This is a genomic window from Halobacillus sp. 12SKB (genome assembly GCF_052941655.1).
Genome location: NZ_JBRFWR010000001.1, coordinates 2,648,267 through 2,663,780 on the forward strand (window position 1 = coordinate 2,648,267; position 15,514 = coordinate 2,663,780).

The 15,514-nt window shown below is 42.5% G+C and carries 19 protein-coding genes; 13 read left to right on the forward strand and 6 right to left on the reverse strand.

Annotated elements, in window-relative coordinates; all coding sequences use genetic code 11:
• Positions 1–64 precede the first annotated feature (64 nt).
• From ACQ4XT_RS12910 to ACQ4XT_RS12920, 3 genes are all read left to right on the forward strand, one after another.
• Positions 65–1,180: an acyl-CoA dehydrogenase family protein gene (locus ACQ4XT_RS12910; protein ID WP_446854004.1), complete on the forward strand. Its 1,116-nt coding sequence runs from the start codon at positions 65–67 to the stop codon at positions 1,178–1,180.
• Between the two features lie 99 nt (positions 1,181–1,279).
• Positions 1,280–1,552, forward strand: coding sequence for a hypothetical protein (locus tag ACQ4XT_RS12915; RefSeq protein WP_446854005.1), 273 nt, complete (start codon positions 1,280–1,282; stop codon positions 1,550–1,552).
• A gap of 47 nt (positions 1,553–1,599) precedes the next feature.
• Positions 1,600–1,917: a hypothetical protein gene (locus ACQ4XT_RS12920; RefSeq protein ID WP_446854006.1), complete on the forward strand. Its 318-nt coding sequence runs from the start codon at positions 1,600–1,602 to the stop codon at positions 1,915–1,917.
• Positions 1,918–1,956: 39 nt separating this feature from the next.
• On the opposite strand, the gene ACQ4XT_RS12925 is transcribed toward ACQ4XT_RS12920, so the two are convergent.
• Positions 1,957–2,463: a GNAT family N-acetyltransferase gene (locus ACQ4XT_RS12925; protein WP_446854007.1), complete on the reverse strand. Its 507-nt coding sequence runs from the start codon at positions 2,461–2,463 to the stop codon at positions 1,957–1,959.
• On the reverse strand, positions 2,460–3,449 hold the full coding sequence (locus ACQ4XT_RS12930; protein ID WP_446854008.1) for a glutathione S-transferase family protein: 990 nt from the start codon (positions 3,447–3,449) through the stop codon (positions 2,460–2,462). The genes ACQ4XT_RS12925 and ACQ4XT_RS12930 overlap by 4 nt, the downstream gene beginning before the upstream one ends.
• A gap of 208 nt (positions 3,450–3,657) precedes the next feature.
• On the opposite strand from ACQ4XT_RS12930, the gene ACQ4XT_RS12935 reads away from it, so the two are divergent.
• On the forward strand, positions 3,658–4,221 hold the full coding sequence (locus ACQ4XT_RS12935) for an RNA polymerase sigma factor (RefSeq protein WP_446854009.1): 564 nt from the start codon (positions 3,658–3,660) through the stop codon (positions 4,219–4,221).
• A complete protein-coding gene (locus ACQ4XT_RS12940) occupies positions 4,218–5,021 on the forward strand; it encodes an anti-sigma factor (protein WP_446854010.1) in 804 nt (267 codons plus the stop codon). Before ACQ4XT_RS12935 ends, ACQ4XT_RS12940 begins: the two co-directional genes overlap by 4 nt.
• A 55-nt stretch (positions 5,022–5,076) precedes the next feature.
• Here the strand turns inward: ACQ4XT_RS12940 and ACQ4XT_RS12945 are convergent, their stop codons facing one another.
• On the reverse strand, positions 5,077–5,658 hold the full coding sequence (locus ACQ4XT_RS12945; protein WP_446854011.1) for a hypothetical protein: 582 nt from the start codon (positions 5,656–5,658) through the stop codon (positions 5,077–5,079).
• Between the two features lie 287 nt (positions 5,659–5,945).
• Here ACQ4XT_RS12945 and ACQ4XT_RS12950 point away from each other — a divergent pair, with 287 nt between their 5' ends.
• The 4 genes from ACQ4XT_RS12950 to ACQ4XT_RS12965 all read left to right on the forward strand — a co-directional run bounded on the left by ACQ4XT_RS12950 (position 5,946) and on the right by ACQ4XT_RS12965 (position 8,968).
• A complete protein-coding gene (locus ACQ4XT_RS12950) occupies positions 5,946–6,689 on the forward strand; it encodes a L,D-transpeptidase family protein (RefSeq protein WP_446854012.1) in 744 nt (247 codons plus the stop codon).
• A 449-nt stretch (positions 6,690–7,138) separates the two neighbouring features.
• The gene (locus ACQ4XT_RS12955) at positions 7,139–7,609 is read left to right on the forward strand and encodes a GNAT family N-acetyltransferase (protein WP_446854013.1); all 471 of its coding nucleotides are present in this window, start codon (positions 7,139–7,141) and stop codon (positions 7,607–7,609) included.
• Positions 7,610–7,663: 54 nt separating this feature from the next.
• The gene (locus ACQ4XT_RS12960; protein ID WP_446854014.1) at positions 7,664–8,386 is read left to right on the forward strand and encodes a YdeJ family lipoprotein; all 723 of its coding nucleotides are present in this window, start codon (positions 7,664–7,666) and stop codon (positions 8,384–8,386) included.
• 51 nt (positions 8,387–8,437) lie between these two features.
• Positions 8,438–8,968 (forward strand): GNAT family N-acetyltransferase, encoded by a 531-nt coding sequence (locus tag ACQ4XT_RS12965; protein WP_446854015.1) that lies wholly within the window; start codon positions 8,438–8,440, stop codon positions 8,966–8,968.
• A gap of 173 nt (positions 8,969–9,141) precedes the next feature.
• Here ACQ4XT_RS12965 and ACQ4XT_RS12970 read toward each other — a convergent pair whose 3' ends face one another.
• The gene (locus ACQ4XT_RS12970) at positions 9,142–11,100 is read right to left on the reverse strand and encodes an alkyl/aryl-sulfatase (RefSeq protein ID WP_446854016.1); all 1,959 of its coding nucleotides are present in this window, start codon (positions 11,098–11,100) and stop codon (positions 9,142–9,144) included.
• 169 nt (positions 11,101–11,269) lie between these two features.
• Between ACQ4XT_RS12970 and asd the strand changes: the two genes are divergently transcribed.
• Positions 11,270–12,049 carry an archaetidylserine decarboxylase gene (gene asd / locus ACQ4XT_RS12975; protein WP_446854017.1) on the forward strand — a complete coding sequence of 260 codons (780 nt, stop codon included), beginning with the start codon at positions 11,270–11,272 and terminating at the stop codon, positions 12,047–12,049.
• A 55-nt stretch (positions 12,050–12,104) separates the two neighbouring features.
• On the opposite strand, the gene ACQ4XT_RS12980 is transcribed toward asd, so the two are convergent.
• A complete protein-coding gene (locus ACQ4XT_RS12980) occupies positions 12,105–12,284 on the reverse strand; it encodes a hypothetical protein (protein ID WP_446854018.1) in 180 nt (59 codons plus the stop codon).
• A 243-nt stretch (positions 12,285–12,527) separates the two neighbouring features.
• Between ACQ4XT_RS12980 and ACQ4XT_RS12985 the strand changes: the two genes are divergently transcribed.
• Positions 12,528–13,112, forward strand: a complete 585-nt coding sequence (locus ACQ4XT_RS12985) for a Crp/Fnr family transcriptional regulator (protein ID WP_446854019.1) — start codon at positions 12,528–12,530, stop codon at positions 13,110–13,112.
• On the opposite strand, the gene ACQ4XT_RS12990 is transcribed toward ACQ4XT_RS12985, so the two are convergent.
• The gene (locus ACQ4XT_RS12990) at positions 13,092–13,811 is read right to left on the reverse strand and encodes a DUF4386 domain-containing protein (protein ID WP_446854020.1); all 720 of its coding nucleotides are present in this window, start codon (positions 13,809–13,811) and stop codon (positions 13,092–13,094) included. The two genes, ACQ4XT_RS12985 and ACQ4XT_RS12990, sit on opposite strands and share 21 nt — an antisense overlap.
• Before the next feature lie 253 nt (positions 13,812–14,064).
• Here ACQ4XT_RS12990 and ACQ4XT_RS12995 point away from each other — a divergent pair, with 253 nt between their 5' ends.
• Together ACQ4XT_RS12995 and ACQ4XT_RS13000 are read left to right on the forward strand one after the other, a co-directional pair.
• A complete protein-coding gene (locus tag ACQ4XT_RS12995) occupies positions 14,065–14,562 on the forward strand; it encodes a GyrI-like domain-containing protein (protein WP_446854021.1) in 498 nt (165 codons plus the stop codon).
• Between the two features lie 129 nt (positions 14,563–14,691).
• Positions 14,692–15,507, forward strand: a complete 816-nt coding sequence (locus ACQ4XT_RS13000) for a lipid II flippase Amj family protein (RefSeq protein ID WP_446854022.1) — start codon at positions 14,692–14,694, stop codon at positions 15,505–15,507.
• Positions 15,508–15,514: the final 7 nt, after the last annotated feature.

Consider the following 15,514-nt stretch of genomic DNA (forward strand, 5'->3'; position numbering starts at 1 on the left):
TGAGATGTAAAGAGGAGGGAATGACGAGGTTGAAGGAGAAAGTATACGATAAACGGCAGCCCTCTTGCTGGCAGAGGAGCTGGCGAATCGAATCAAGGAGGCTGGTTCTATCCCTGTCATAAGCGAAGATCTATCGAAGCTTGTTGAAAAGGATTCGAAGTTGATGGAGAAGAGGGGAAATCTTGCGCCCGAAATAATGGAAGAATTGTATCGTCAACGCTTTTTTCAGTTGTTGGTACCAAAGCAGCTTGGAGGTAGGATCTCAACTTTACCTGAAACATTGAAAGTATATGAACAGGCCTCATTTATTGATGGGAATCTTGGCTGGTTATTGGCGGTATGTACAGGGAATATGTACCTTCTAAAATCACTGAGAGAAGACATTTACAGGAAGTATTTATCCAATGATGACACCGTTCTATCAGGAAGCGGTTTTCCAACAGGATCTGCGAAACCTGTTCCTGGCGGCTATCAGATCAACGGAGAATGGAAGTTTTGCAGCGGGTCTTCCATCGCTTCGTTTTTTATGATGAATGCAAAGGTTGACCATGGAGAAGGGGAGTCATCGACAGAAGTTCGTAGTATTATCTTTAAAAAGGATCAAGTAAAGGTCATGGATGATTGGAATGCCTTTGGGTTGAAAGCGACCAATAGCCACACCCTTATCGTTGAAGATGAATTTGTCCAAGATGAGTGGACGATGGCATTTCATTTGTCTGGATCCAATTATGAAGACCCGCTCTTGCGTTATCCATTTTTTCAATTCGCCAAATCCCAATTTGCATCGATCGGTTTAGGCATTGCTGGAAAATTTCTTTTAGAATCAAAAGTGGTAGCCGAGAAGTTTAAAGATGAGTGGAGGAAAAGCGGTCGCAATGATTTTGTCCTGAACAAAATTCAGGCGGCGGAAAAAAGACTGACCGATACGAAAAACTCGTTTGATCGAGTCATTTCCCAAACCTGGAATCTCCATATTCAAGGGGATGAGCTTTCTGAAGATCATTTGAAAGAAGTCAGTCACGTGTGTGAAAATGCAGCAAAAGAAGCCTTGAAATCAGCACAGTCGATCTATAATTACTTAGGCATATCAGCTGTTTTAGAAGATACAGTCATTAATAAAACCTACAGAGACTTGCATACGGCCTGCCAACACGGGTTAATCGTATCATTTAGAGATTGATAATTAATGAGAGCATCTGCCCATACTCTCATCAACGCCTGCACATAGGCTAAGGGGAATGAAGGGAAGGGGCGATCGGTTTGGATCGAGTCTATCATCATGGTCACGGCACGTACATCCCTGGGTATGGGTACCATCACGGTCATGGCACGTATATCCCGGGCTATGGATACCATCATGGTCAAGGGACGTATTCTCCTGGATATGGGTACGAACATGGGCATAGCACATATGCGCCGGGCTATGGATATCATCAAGGGCATGGGGTCTATCATCCCTGGTATGGAGGGTATCATCACACTCATGGAGGATTTTATTAATCCATCACTAAAAAAAGGAACTTTCCATAGGGAATGGTTCCTTTTTTTATGAGCGGACGCATAAGATGCTTGTACAGGACTTATGAGGAGGGCGACCACATGAAAAAGTTTTATCCTTTCATACTGCTCTTAGGAATTGTAGCGTGGATCGGTTACATGGAATCTCCGCAGATGAAACCGGAAAACCATTTCCGGGCACCCGTCAGCACAGAAGAGAATGAAACAGAAGCGGTAGCCAATAAAGACAAGGAGGCCGTAGGGACAACTATGGAGTTGGAGCTTAAACACGAGGGGACGAAAGTCGTGGATGGATCCAGAGTGGAAGCCTATCGGGAATATGAAGTTTACAAGGATCATGATGGCAATATTATTGAGGAAGTGCCTACGGAATATTATAACTATATAAAGTATGAATGAAAAAAGGTCACTCTGATTGAGAGTGACCTTTTTTGTTCATCAAATGGATCGACGGAAAGCTTTCACAATGATTCCGTCATTCGCAGGCTCAAAGTCGTGCTCCGGCAAACGCTCGAATCCGTAGCGCTCATACAAAGCGATCGCGTCTTTCATAAAATCACCCGTATGCAGGCCAATCTCGTTATAGCCTTTCGCTTTCGCCCTTTGGATACATTCTTCAATCAAAGCGGAAGCGATACCTTTGCCGCGTGCTTGCGGTATGACAGCGAGTACCCGAATCTCCGGGTAGTCGAGTTCATCTACGAAACCTTCATAGGCATCTGTCTTTGCAGGGAAAAGGGCTACACTCCCAAGAATGTCCCCATTCACTTCTGCCACTAATAAATCCACACCCGGCTGCTGGTCAGCCTCAGAGGAAATCGCTTTTTTCAAAGCTTTCCAATGTTCGTCGGGAATAGAGGCGGTATGGTCTTCATAAGCAGCGATTCTCAGCTTTCGTATTTCAAGAATTTCTTCTTCCTTTGCATTGCGGATCGTAATGTTCATGTCGTACTCCTTTTATAGTTAAACTTCTCTTTCGTCCTGCTTAATTGTTCGCGGTGATGAGGGGTATTCCATACTGAAAGGTCAGGACCTTTCGGAAGGATCTTTTCCTCGGTGCGCTCAGGATTGATGGTAATGGATAAGTGATAATGTTGTTTGATGGCTTGAAAATCAGTGGTATCCCCAAATCCTTCTGTTTGATACAAGTCACGGGCGTAACCCCACAGGTTCGGAAACTCACGGATCAGGTTCCGGTTTGTATTAAATCCGTTATAATACGCGACATCGAAACGTGCAAGGGTCGTATAAAGTCTTACATCGGAATCTGTGATGAAGTCCCCCAGTAGAAAACGATTCTCTGCCAAATGGTCTTCAAGCTCATCGAGACGTGCAAAAAGTCGGTCAAATGCCTGTTCATATGCGTCTTGTGAGTGTGCAAAGCCACATTTGTAGACACCATTGTTGATGTCATGGAAAATGACGTCGCTCCATTGGTCGATGTCTTTTCTCAAATGTTCGGGATAAAGGTCAGGAGCCCCTTTTTTATGTAAAGGAGCCCAGGCTGTTTCGAAATCTGTAGTCAAGTTGAAATAATCATTGTTGACGGCCTTTTTCTCATCAATATCGACCATCACAGGTACAGTCGGCCGCCCGGTGTAGGATGTATCGGAATTGAAGTAAACTTCACTCACATATTGTATCCCCAGTTCAGGATCTTTGTGGTTTTTATCTAAAGAAAATTCCCAATCCACACGGTCGATCTGTGGGCGGAGAGGACTTGCGGTCCCAAGACTGATGGAGGTATCGAGTCCGAGAATTTTCCGGACGATGACTGCACGGTGAGCCCATGGACAAGCGGGAGACCAAAGGAGACGGTATTTACCGGATTGTATGGGAAGTTCTTCACCGAACGGAGCAGTAAAGCGGTTCGTCTGGCGTTTGAAGGAACCATCCTGATCGATTTCTGCAGGTTTATTAGTAGAACTCATTCAACATCCCTCACTTTCAAGATCATGACTCGGTACCTTGTTTATCGCATGTTCTTAACCAAGGGTCAATAAAAAAGCACTGGCATTAAAAATTTTTAAAAATATGGTGATCCGAACATTATTTCCTTTCGTAAGCTTTGTGAAACATGAAAGATCTCCTTTGAAAAGATATACTAGAGAGACATGGCATAAGTAAAGGGGAATTTGAATGAGCAAACCCACGGACTATGAGTTGTACGAACAACTCCGTAATAAAGACAAAGCAGCTCTCGAAACCCTCTACAACCGATATGAGAAGTTATTATATTCTTTTGCTTATCGAATGATGAAGGATCAGCAAGCCGCAGAAGAAGTGATGCAGGATGTTTTCATCAAGTTGTGGAGAGGCAGAGGAGCGGGTCACTATGTGAAGGAGCGCGGCAAGTTTTCAAGCTGGCTGTTGACGATCACACGAAATGCCTCCATCGACTTGATCAGAAAAAAGAAAGTTCAGGAAGTGGAGTGGGATCAGAGAGATTCAATGAATGAAGAAATGCCTGGTGTCGAAGAGGTCGTCACAAACAAAGAAGAGCGCGACCAATTGCGTAAAGCCATCGACACTTTACCTGATGAACAACAACGCATGATCTGCCTTTTTTATTTCCAAGGATTATCGCAACGGGAAATCGCTGAAAGATGTGACATTCCCCTTGGTACAGTCAAAGGACGGGTCCGGCTCGCATTGAAAAAATTGCGCGAGCATTTGGATGAGAAAGGGGGGGACCACCGATGAATGACAAACAATGCGAGAATGTTCTTGATTACTTGAATGACCAGTTGACAGAAAAAGAGAAAAAAGAATTCGAACAGCATTTACGGGAGTGTCCCGACTGTCAGGAAGAAGTTCAGGAATTGGAAAACCTGATGGGAGAGATCCCTTCCTATATGAAAGAAGCGACACCTCCGGCTGGCATGAGAGAACGTATATTAGGTGGGGTCTACAATGAAGAAGAGGAACATGGATCTGAAGCGGAAGAAAAACAGACGCCGGTCCTCTCACCTAAAAAGCCGAACAAGTGGAAGGTTTGGGCTGGTGCGCTGGCAGCAGGTCTTCTTTTATCCGTAGGTGGAAATATATTCGCCGGCTTGCAGCTTCAGCAGCTTTCTTCACAAAATGAAGATCTGGAGTCGAATCTTTCTGATCTTCAAGTGGCATTATCTGAACTCGAGGACCGTGAAAGTGAGGATGGTGATACGGTGACACCGACCAAGCGGACGCAGCTTGCATCCACAGGTGAAGCCGGATCCGGAATTGCGACCTTAGTTGATCGGAACATCGGTTCTGAACTGCTTGTCCAAGTGGAAGAACTGAGTCAACTCGAAGGCGACCAGGTCTATCAAGTATGGCTGATCGAAGGTGAAAATCCTGAACCAGCAGGTGCTTTTACAACCGATGGAGAAGGTAACGGTGCGGTGACTTTCCGAATTGATGAAGAAAATCAGAAGTCATGGGATGCCATCGCCATCACGAAAGAACCACAACCGAATAACGAGCTTCCTGAAGGGGATGTTGTATTACAAGCAGAACTATAGGGATGGTTTGAAGGGATTGGCTCATGTAGCTGATCCCTTTTTATGTTTCCATTTGTTATTCAGGCACTCCTGCCCATAAGTTCACTTGTAACTGAGAAACCGTCATTATTACAGTAGATTCTTCTTTTACATTGATGGAAAAATGGAACCCGAATTGATCCCCATCTTGATAGTTGAATGCAGAGAAGCCGGAAGGAGAAACCTCATAAATATCACCTTTATACTCGACTTCAGCTTCCGCTTTGAAATGAGAGGTGAAACCATTGTTACTCCGTGCATGTTCCAAACCAGAAACTAATGTCGCCCCATCTGCACTATAACTCCCGCTGGATCTGAAAATGATTTCGTAGTCTGAACCATTACGCGATACTTTCGTTACATAAATTTTATTTTCACTATCCTCAAACAGCACTTTTCCTTCGTTACTTTTTAAATCATCGACATTGATTTCTACTGTATATTTCCCCTCCATAGGAAAGGTCTTATGATAGTAATCATTCATGTTACTCGTTACATAACGGATGCCTTTAGAATGGAGCTGGATCCCTTCCACGAAACGGGGGATCACCAGAATGCCGATGGCGAAGATTATGATGAGAATATACAACGTATTTAACTGGAAGATCCTTCTTATCATGGGTTTTCCTCCTTATAAAACGAATGGAAATCCTGTAAAGCAGAGGGGTTCTTACCCCTTCTGTTAATCCTACCATAAAATGCCATTTGTTTTATTTCAAAAAGCTAAGGGGGACAGCCTTAGCCTTTTGCCACCTTTAACATGTGTAAAAGTGGTGAATCCAGGAATTATTCACGTGTACTACTTTGAAAATTTCTATCGTTCGACAGCCGGGTTCGACAATGATTTCCTCATCCGCCGGAGTATAATGTTGCCATATAAACGAAGGTGGTCATGGAGGTAAGAGAATGCTGCTAAAAAAACTTGTATTTGCGTTGGGAATTTTATTGTTGAGTTCCTGTTTGATGGCAAAGCCTGCAGATGCTGCTGAGAAGGAAGCCATCATTATTAACAAAAGCAATAATCAACTGGCTTTTTATGAAAATGGGAAACTTCAGAAAGTCTTTCCAGTAGCAACGGGAAGAACGAGAAGTTTGACGCCGGAAGGGAAATTTATACTTGTAAATAAAGTCAAGAACAGGCCATGGTATAAAGAAGGAATACCCGGCGGTGATCCAAGGAATCCTTTAGGTGTGAGATGGCTTGGGATCAAAGTTCCCGGAGACTGGGGACATACCTCAGGGAATGTTTATGGCGTCCATGGGACCAATCAGCCCTCTTCCATTGGAACTTATGCTTCCAACGGTTGTATTCGAATGTATAACGAAGATGTTGTATGGCTGTTTGAACGTGCGGATAAAAATATTCCCGTATATATAACCAGTTCTTCCTCATCATTCACAGCATTAGCGCAAAATTATGGAGTGGGATCCAGCAAAGCAGTCGCAGGGTATGAATTCTTCAATGAGACGTTAAGGTACGGCAGTAGAGGAGATGCAGTGGTCATTCTTCAGAGAAAACTCGGAATAACGGCTGATGGAATGTTTGGTCCGCAGACCTTAAAAGCTGTTAAGAAGTTTCAAACATCAAAAGGATTAGTAGCGGATGGTATCGTGGGTCCAAAAACAAGAAAAGCATTATTTAATAAATAGGTGAGAGACTTTTACGTTGAGAATAATAGACATTCAATCAGATGGGCAGGAAACTTTTTTCTTTCATAAAATATTCCCTACCCTTTTTAGAAGCTGAATAATCTTCAGCTTCTTTTTTTATGCACAAACAACTTTTCTATTGAATGGTCGAGTAGGAACTCACGATCAAACATGGCTCCTTTTATTTTTATGTAACTTTTCCATATTATGGTCGTCTTATATATTATAGAAGGAGGATGGGTGAGAAGAATCCTAGATCCCATAGAAATGGGAGAATAAGATGAACCGTTTTAGGTAGCGCTAATCAAGGAATAAGCGTGCCTTTTCATAAAGCATCTGGGCAGGAAAGGAAAATGGAACTGTGGTTGTAAGGGGACGGCCGTTATGCTTTTACAATAGAACTACACGAGGAAGGGGAGATGGATTTGTTATCAACAGACCGGACAATGATGAAAGAGATTCAAAGCATGGATTATGAAGAGGTAAAACAACTTTACTTGAATCCATTGGTTAGGAAGTACCTTGGAGGTCCGCGGGAAGAGGATTGTTTGGATTCGCTATTGGAAGGGATGCAGACATCAGTTGTAAACGCTCTCTATTTAGTGGTTCGTGAGAAAGGAACCCATCATTTTATTGGGTTCGTTTCTCTTGACCCTCATCATGATGGGGATAGTATCGAGATTTCCTATCAATTCCTGCCTCGTTGGTGGGGGAAAGGATATGGTTCTGAAATTGTGAAAGAAGTCATAGACTATGCTTTTACTGAGCTGAAACTTCAAAAAATTACCGCCGAAACGCAGATGGCCAATGTGTATTCCTGCAGGCTTTTAGAAAGAGCGGGGATGGAATTGGATAAAACCCTCGTTCGCTTTAGTGAAACACAATGTTTATACTCTTTAAGTCGAAGTGACCGGCGTTGATCTACATAATCTTTTGAACGATAGAGGATAAAGTGAATCGGAGAACTTTATGAGTTGATAAAAGAAAGGGATGACAATGTGAAGAGTTATAAAAAGCGTTTATACATCCATCTGATTTTAATCTTCATTGTTTTCGTGACCGTTGGATGTCAGGACATAAAGGGGAAAGAAACAACTGTAACTACCAGTGATGAACATTCTGGTGTCGACCAGCATGCAGAGGCAGAATCAACAAAAAACGAGAGTGATCAAGCAAAGTCAACGGAAGAAAAGGGTGCATCTTCGAAAAGATCCGGGGAAGACGCATCCAATGCTGCCTCCTCAAGTGATGGGAATTCTAATCAACCATCAGGTGAGGAGAAGGTAGACTTGAGCTCCTACACATCCAGTGAAATAGAATGGGCAAGAGTTTGGCATCAACTAGCACCCAACCAACAGATCGACAAAATGTATGTTAGAAAAATTCCTGCTGGTAGTCGTATTAACCCTAACCACGAAGAGAGTGCTGTCTATCCTGAGGATGTGATTCAGTTGAAAGGTACTCGCTTAGTCGATGGAGCCGTCACGTATAGTGGTAACGGGGATGGTACTGTGAATGTCTACAATGTACCCGCCCAATGGAATGAGAAGCTGAATGGGGAAGTAGATAAAGAGGAGATTAAAAAAGTCACCAGAGATGTGATCAAAACCACCAAACAAGTGAAGATCGAACCTTTTTCCAATGAAGACATCATAGAGTTGATCAAAAAGATACAAACGGTCCATCCAGGTCAGTGAATATGGATAAGGGTTATGAAAGGAAGAGCATAAGGAGAAATGGGGAGTCTCATGCTATTTAGAAATGCTGATCTAATCGTCAGGAAACTAGTTAAAGAAGATGATGATGTACTAGCTAAGTGGCTTTCAGACCCTCGGGTACTCGAATATGATGAAGGGAGAGATCAACCTTTTAATCTGAGTAGGATTGAGAGTGATTTTGTAACCTTGGAGGATGAAAAGACTCAGTGCCTTGTCCTTTATAAAGGGGTGAAAATAGGGTATATCCAATTTTATGAGTTTGATAAAGGAATGAAAAATCAATATGGGTACAGGGATCCGGTCGTTTATGGAATGGATCAATTTATTGGAGAAGTAATGTATTGGAACAAGGGAATCGGCTCCCTGCTTGTTACGTCGATGGTTGAATATTTACTTGAGAATAAGTGTGTCGACAGAGTGGTCATGGATCCACAGGTAAGAAATGAGCGGGCTTTGAGCTGTTATGAAAAATGTGGGTTTAGAAAAGTAAAGCGGCTTCCAGGTCATGAGCTTCATGAAGGGAAGTTTGAAGATTGCTGGTTAATGGAGATCCAAAAATAGTACATCGAGCGAATTTTTTATCTAAACTTACCAGAATCGGAACTAAAAGAGGCAGACTCTTTGGAGACTGCCTCTATTTCGATGTTTATAAAAGCCTTTTCCAAACACAGTCTGCTGTATTGAAAGCAAATTCAGTATAATGTGGAGGCATATATCGCAACGCTATTGAATATCTAGCAATCACGGATTCTTTTTCTATCCAAAGGTGTCATAATCGGAAAGTCTGTGTCAATTTGGTCTAAAGCCCATAAGAACTGATGCCATTTCTGGATATCTCCTATGACTTTGATGGAAGAAGGAGAAGGGCGGTTGTTGGTGGTGGCTAATTCATACAAGGTTTCTTTGCTCATGATGACCTTCACTTGGCCCTCTTTTAATTCATTAGATAAATAACGGAAAATACCTCTTTTGACTTCTGTTAAGGCTTCTTCCTTTCGATCCGGAATAATAAAGTTCAATTTGAAATCGTACTCTCCAGCAATCAACCCGTTGATACGTATACTCAACATGTTCAACACTTGTTCAAGAGTCATAATATCGAGAACTTCTGTTGTGATGGTCGACTGCTGTATCGGAATGATTCCATACCGTAGTTCTTGTGCTCCCATCAAGTATTCATTGCGCCAGGGTCCGGATTCTGCGATGTAGCCAAGCTGCTCCAGAGCATCCGCACAAAGGTATTTGGCTTTCTTATTGGAAGGGTTTGCGAAGATGACGTGCTTGGTGACTTCAGCTACCCATTGGTAATCGCCTTCTCTAAAGCTTTCTTTTGCTTTTTTGATAACTTCATCCTCTCCACCCATAAAATCCACATATTTTTTTGAGGAATCTTCCGGCAAGAGTTTATTTAAATCAACAGGGTTTCCGTTATACCACCCCATATACTTCTGGTACACCGCTTTTGAGTTATGGTTGACCGTTCCGTAAAAAGAGCTGTTAAACCACTCGTCTTTTAAACTTTCAGGAAAAGTTACCATTCTTCCTACTTGGTCGATGGTGTAGCCTTGATTGATCAACCTTAATGTCTGATCATTAATATATTGGTACATGTCCCGCTGCTTTTCCATATAATCGATGCAGTATTCTTTTCCGTGCCTTGGCCAATTATGGACTTCAAAAACCGAGGTCATATTGTCTCCAAAAAGCTCAATGGCCTGCTGGATGTATTTAGCCCAGGCGACGGGGTCCCGTACTTCAGCTCCGCGTAATGTATAGATGTTGTGAAGCGAAGCTGTACAGTTCTCCGCAATACAAAGGCTCTTTTCTTCAGGGATATAGGTGTTCATTTCAGCCGGAGCTTCTGTATCCGGGGTGATTTGGAATTGCACTCTTACACCATCAATGACTTTCTCGACATAGGGTTCATTATTCAGAGGGGAGATTTCTTCTGCTGAGTTGACTAAAGTCACAACACCAGTGGACACATACTTTCCGATCCCACTGTCTACTTGACCTTTTTCGCCACGGGGCAGCACCTCACCATACATGTAAAAACCTCGCCTCGACATGGCAACACCTGCGGTCACATTCTCTTCCAGGGCTGCACTTAAAAATCCGCTCGGTGCGTAGATTTTCACATCATCTGTCGTTCCACTGTTAAGAACTCCATCCACACCGCCATAATGATCCACGTGTGAATGAGAGAAGATGATGGCACTAACCGGGAATTTGCCAAAGTAGCTGTCGATCAATTCAAAAGCGGCTTCTGCTGTTTCTCTGCTGGTAAGACAGTCAATCACAATCCAGCCTGTCTTTCCACGAATGATACTCAAATTAGCAAGATCGTATCCTCTCACCTGGTAAATGTTTTCTGTCACTTGAAAAAGTCCGGCATTTAAATTCAGTTTTCCCTGATACCATAGTTTCGGGTTAACGGATGGAGGGAGTTTGTCTTTCAGCAGGAATTCATATCGTTTTAAATCCCAAACAGGAAGGAGTGAATCATCTGGCTTAATTACGGGCAGGGAGACGCTTTTCAGCACATTTCGTGCCGCCCACTCTTGTTCGATCTTCAGTTTTTCCCAGGGGATGTTCTTTTTTATTAGTTCATTGATTTTCCGGGTTTTCTTCGTAGCATCCTTACGTAAAGGGGTGAATTCGGCTTCTAACTTCTCCTTATCGTTATGTTCCATGAGATGTCACCTCCATGGGATATAGTATTCAGGTGAAAAAACCTTCATTCATGGGAACAGTAACAAACATGAACGGGGGGCGTGGAGGTTGGCGTTTTTTAGATATTGGAAAATGGGAATGATAGATGGTACGAAATCAAGAGATATGAAGGTTTATGGAGGGAGTTTAGTGAGAAAACATTTGTATCGTGGGATCATAGGGGTGCTTAGTTCAAAAAAGGTGGGGCAGCTTATTGAGAGGGCCAGTCGAGCTTCGGTCACGAGGTGGTTGGTACCCCTTTATGTAAAAGTGTTTGGAATCAAAACGGATGAACTGGAAAAACACCTGAGGGAGTACACATCTTTGCAAGAGTTTTTCATCAGAAGACTAAGGGCGGATGCACGCCCCGTTTTTGGTGATGAGAATGAAATAATCAGTCCTGTTGACGCGAAGCTTGCACAGTTTGGTGAGGTACAGGATACGTTGATAAAAGTGAAAGGTCTTACTTATTCGATCCACGACCTGCTGCAAGATAAGGAGATGATTACACGTTACCGGGAAGGGTTGTTTCTTGTTTTGTATCTCAGCCCGAAAGATTATCACAGGATTCACTCTCCCGCTCATGCTGTTGTAAAAAAACAGTTTGAACTTGGAGTGACGTCCACTCCTGTGAACAAGTGGGGATTGACTCTAGGAAAATCACCACTAACGACTAATTATCGTATCGTCACTGAGTTAAAACAGGAGGATGGGATGTTCCTCGCTCTTGTGAAAGTAGGGGCGATGTGGATCAATACCATTGAATTGACCCACCCTCATACCCACCTCAGAAAAGGAGAAGAAGTCGGCTATTTCAGCTTTGGCTCAACGGTTGTGCTCTTGTTCGAAAATGGAAAAGTAAACCTTCATCCAGATTTGAAAAGACAAGGTTTCGTCAAAGCAGGAGAACCATTGGCGAGAAAAAAATAATAATAAACTTCGGAGTGGAAATATTTAATCAATGAGAGTCTGAAAAACTGAGACTTTACTGCTTTTCTTCTCCATGCTCTTGATATTTTTTCTCCAGGTCCAGTTTTTTCTTTTCCAATTCCAGCTTTTTCTCTTCCAGTTCCAAATTCTTCTTTTTCAAGTCGTAACGGATGACAAAATATAAGAAAATAAAGGTCATACCAACGATGACTGAAATAAATAAAAACAGGTCCAAATTTATCTCCCCCAATAATTTTCGTTAAAAATAATATATGCAGCGTCTTTGCGTCAAAGTTAGTTGAAAGGGCTACTGTAAGCTTTAAAGATGGCCATAGCAGTCCATATTCTTCTATCCTATTCCATCCACTCTAACACAGCCTGTATTTTGGTACCAAAGCTGATATAGTATCTTCCTATTAGAGAATGAACTTGCTATATTCATAATAAGGAAGAAAAAATGACAGAGAGGAAAGGTTTTATGAAACAGATCCTCATCAACTATATGAAAAGATATTCTAATCTCAGTGAAGCAGAATTGAATGACATTGCTTCTGACGTACCCATCGCTCCTTTTCAAAAAGGGACGGTTTTGTTAAAGCAAGGAGAAATCCCAGAGCAATGTTACTTTATCTTAAGAGGATGTATCCGGAAATACACCGTGAGTGAATCAGGAAAAGAAACGACCGTCAATTTTTATACCGAGGATCAGAGTGTGACCATTTTCAACCAGCATGCCGGTGATCAGGTTTCCAAGTATTCATTGGGATGCGTGGAAGATTGTGTGTTGGTCGTTGGGGACTTATCCATAGGACAAGATGCGTATGACACATCCCCTGGCCTGGAAACCATGATCCTTAAAATGGTAGAGAACGACATGGGTGCCATGCATGATGATTTTGCGGCATTTATATCTTCCACGCCTGAGGAACGGTACCAATCCCTTATTGAAAAAAGGCCGGAGCTGTTGAAAAGGGTACCTCAGCATCAGCTGGCCAGCTACTTAGGCATGACCCCGGAATCCTTGAGTCGAATCAAAAAGCGATTAGGAAGCCCCCACATATGACGGTCGCGTGCTGGATTTGACTTTGATTCCTTTGACTAACAGCCACATACCGAATCCTAATTCGCCAATCATCATCGGTAGACTAAGAATGGTCTCCATCGTAGCTGTTAAAGTTTCATATTCAGGAAGTGCTTGGTACATGGAATGGATCAGCAGGTAGCTTACACCAGCCAGGATCAATAAACCAATCAAAAACTTTGGAATGAAACCAGCTTTTGAAGCTGTCATACCCACCATGATTAAATGGACTCCGAATACGATCAACCCGAGGGACCATATTTTCTCGAAGCTAAGAATATGGGCCATCACTTGGGACGCTGAGCCTGAATCACCTTGAATGACCTGGCCGACCATCCATAACCGGAAGACAGCTACGGTTAGAATGATGGTATAGATGAGGCGGAGAACTCCTGCCAATAAGGCATACAAGGAATGGAAAGGTTTTAAAACTTTGTAAAAAGCCAAGGAGACGATGAGATCTGTGAAGATGATGACGACCCAGCCGGCAATTTCCAGATGAAATAAGGGGAGAGAGGATTGTAAAAGGTCATACGTTTGATCAGCATCTTCGTGTATTACCAAAGAGCTATGGACGTAACCATAGGAGAAAAAAGCGGCAAGGGTCATCAAAAGTAAACTCACCCCAGCAATAATGGCTGGATGTCTTTGGAATTCTTCACTTCTATGCAGGTTTTTCATCAGGATTAAGATCCTCCTTGTTCTTTTGATTGTAGTTTACCTTTTCCCAAGAAGCATCACATTGACTTAAATCAATAAAGCCGTGAATTTTAATTTTTTACTGATGAGGTAATCGTAACTGCTTTTTTTTGGTCACAACCTATGAAGACAGCAGGAATTGTAAAATTCCTGAAGAAAATGTTTATGAGGAAAGATTTCCTAATGACCGATATAACTTTTATTGGAATCAAATCATGCTTGTGGAGGTGAAAAAATGGATCCGAAAATCATAGCACTAGAGGAAAAAACGTTGATTGGAAAGTCGAAGCGGATGTCTTTAGATAAAGATTCCACCCGGGAACTTTGGAAAAGTTTTATGCCACGCCGTGATTCTATTCCTCATCGAACCGATGAAATGCTGTACAACCTAAAGGTTTTTGAGCAGGGGTTGGGTGCAGAGAATTTTAGTTCTTCCACACCTTTTGTTAAATGGGCGGCTGTGGAGGTTGATCGAATAGACACTGAAAAAATGCCTGAAATGGAAACTCATCTTTTGAGTGGGGGTCTTTATGCAGTCTTTCTGCATCACGGTCCCGCAAGTGAATTCAACCAAACGCTGCAGTACATATTCAAGGAGTGGCTGCCATTTTCATCCTACGTCCTGGATGATCGGGAGCACTTTGAACGTTTTACCGAAGATTATCGTCCAGCGGATCCTGAAGCTGTGGAAGAGGTATGGATACCTGTTAAATATCAGGGGGCAGAATTCTGATAAGTATTTAAGAAGCTCAGCACTAGGATGCGCATTTAAAGGTTATGAATATATGTGTCCGATTAGAAACCTTCATTCAAATCTTCCTTTTAGGGAAGAGTCTCCTATGTAAGGATCGTGAGTCGTTGTATGGAATTCATAACAGAAAAAGTCCTGTATATCTCTTTATTCATTTTGGTGATCCATACCATTGAAACCCTGGCCTATGCCGTACGGTTGTCGGGAGCTAGAGTAGGTTTGATCGCTTCCGCTTTATCGCTGTTCAATCTGATGGTCATCGTTTCAAGGATGGCCAATATGATGCAGCAGCCATTTACAGGTAGTTTAATTGACACAGCTCCTTCGGTAGATCCTCTTTCATTTGTTGAGAGTCAATACAGGGCCATCCTCGGAGCCTCCACGGTGGGAACAATCATTGGAATGATTCTACTTCCGACCTTTGTCGCCTTGTTCTCCCGTTCAATCATTCGGTTATCAGAAAAAGGAGGATCGATCCCATCCTTGTTTCGAATGCTGTTTACGATTGAATACATAAAGAGAGGGCTCCACCTGATCCATTTTCCCAAGAAAAGCTACCTGAAAGGTTTTTCTTTAGAACATATCCCGAAACGGTTGTTTTTCATCAATATGCTCGTGACATCGATCTATACAGTGGGTGTGTTATCAGCCCTGTATGCAGCACTATTGGTACCAGAGAGGGCATCGACAGCCATCATGGCGTCTGGGTTGATCAATGGAATCGCTACTATTCTATTGGTCGTATTTGTAGATCCTAAAATCTCCGTCATGGCGGATGATGTCATCAATAAAAAAGGTGATTATAGTAAACTCAAAAATGTATCGCTTATGATGATCACTTCAAGACTTTTCGGAACGCTGTTGGCTCAACTCGTTTTCATACCAGGTGCGCAATACATTGCCTGGTTCACAAAGTTCATCGTGTAAATGTAAA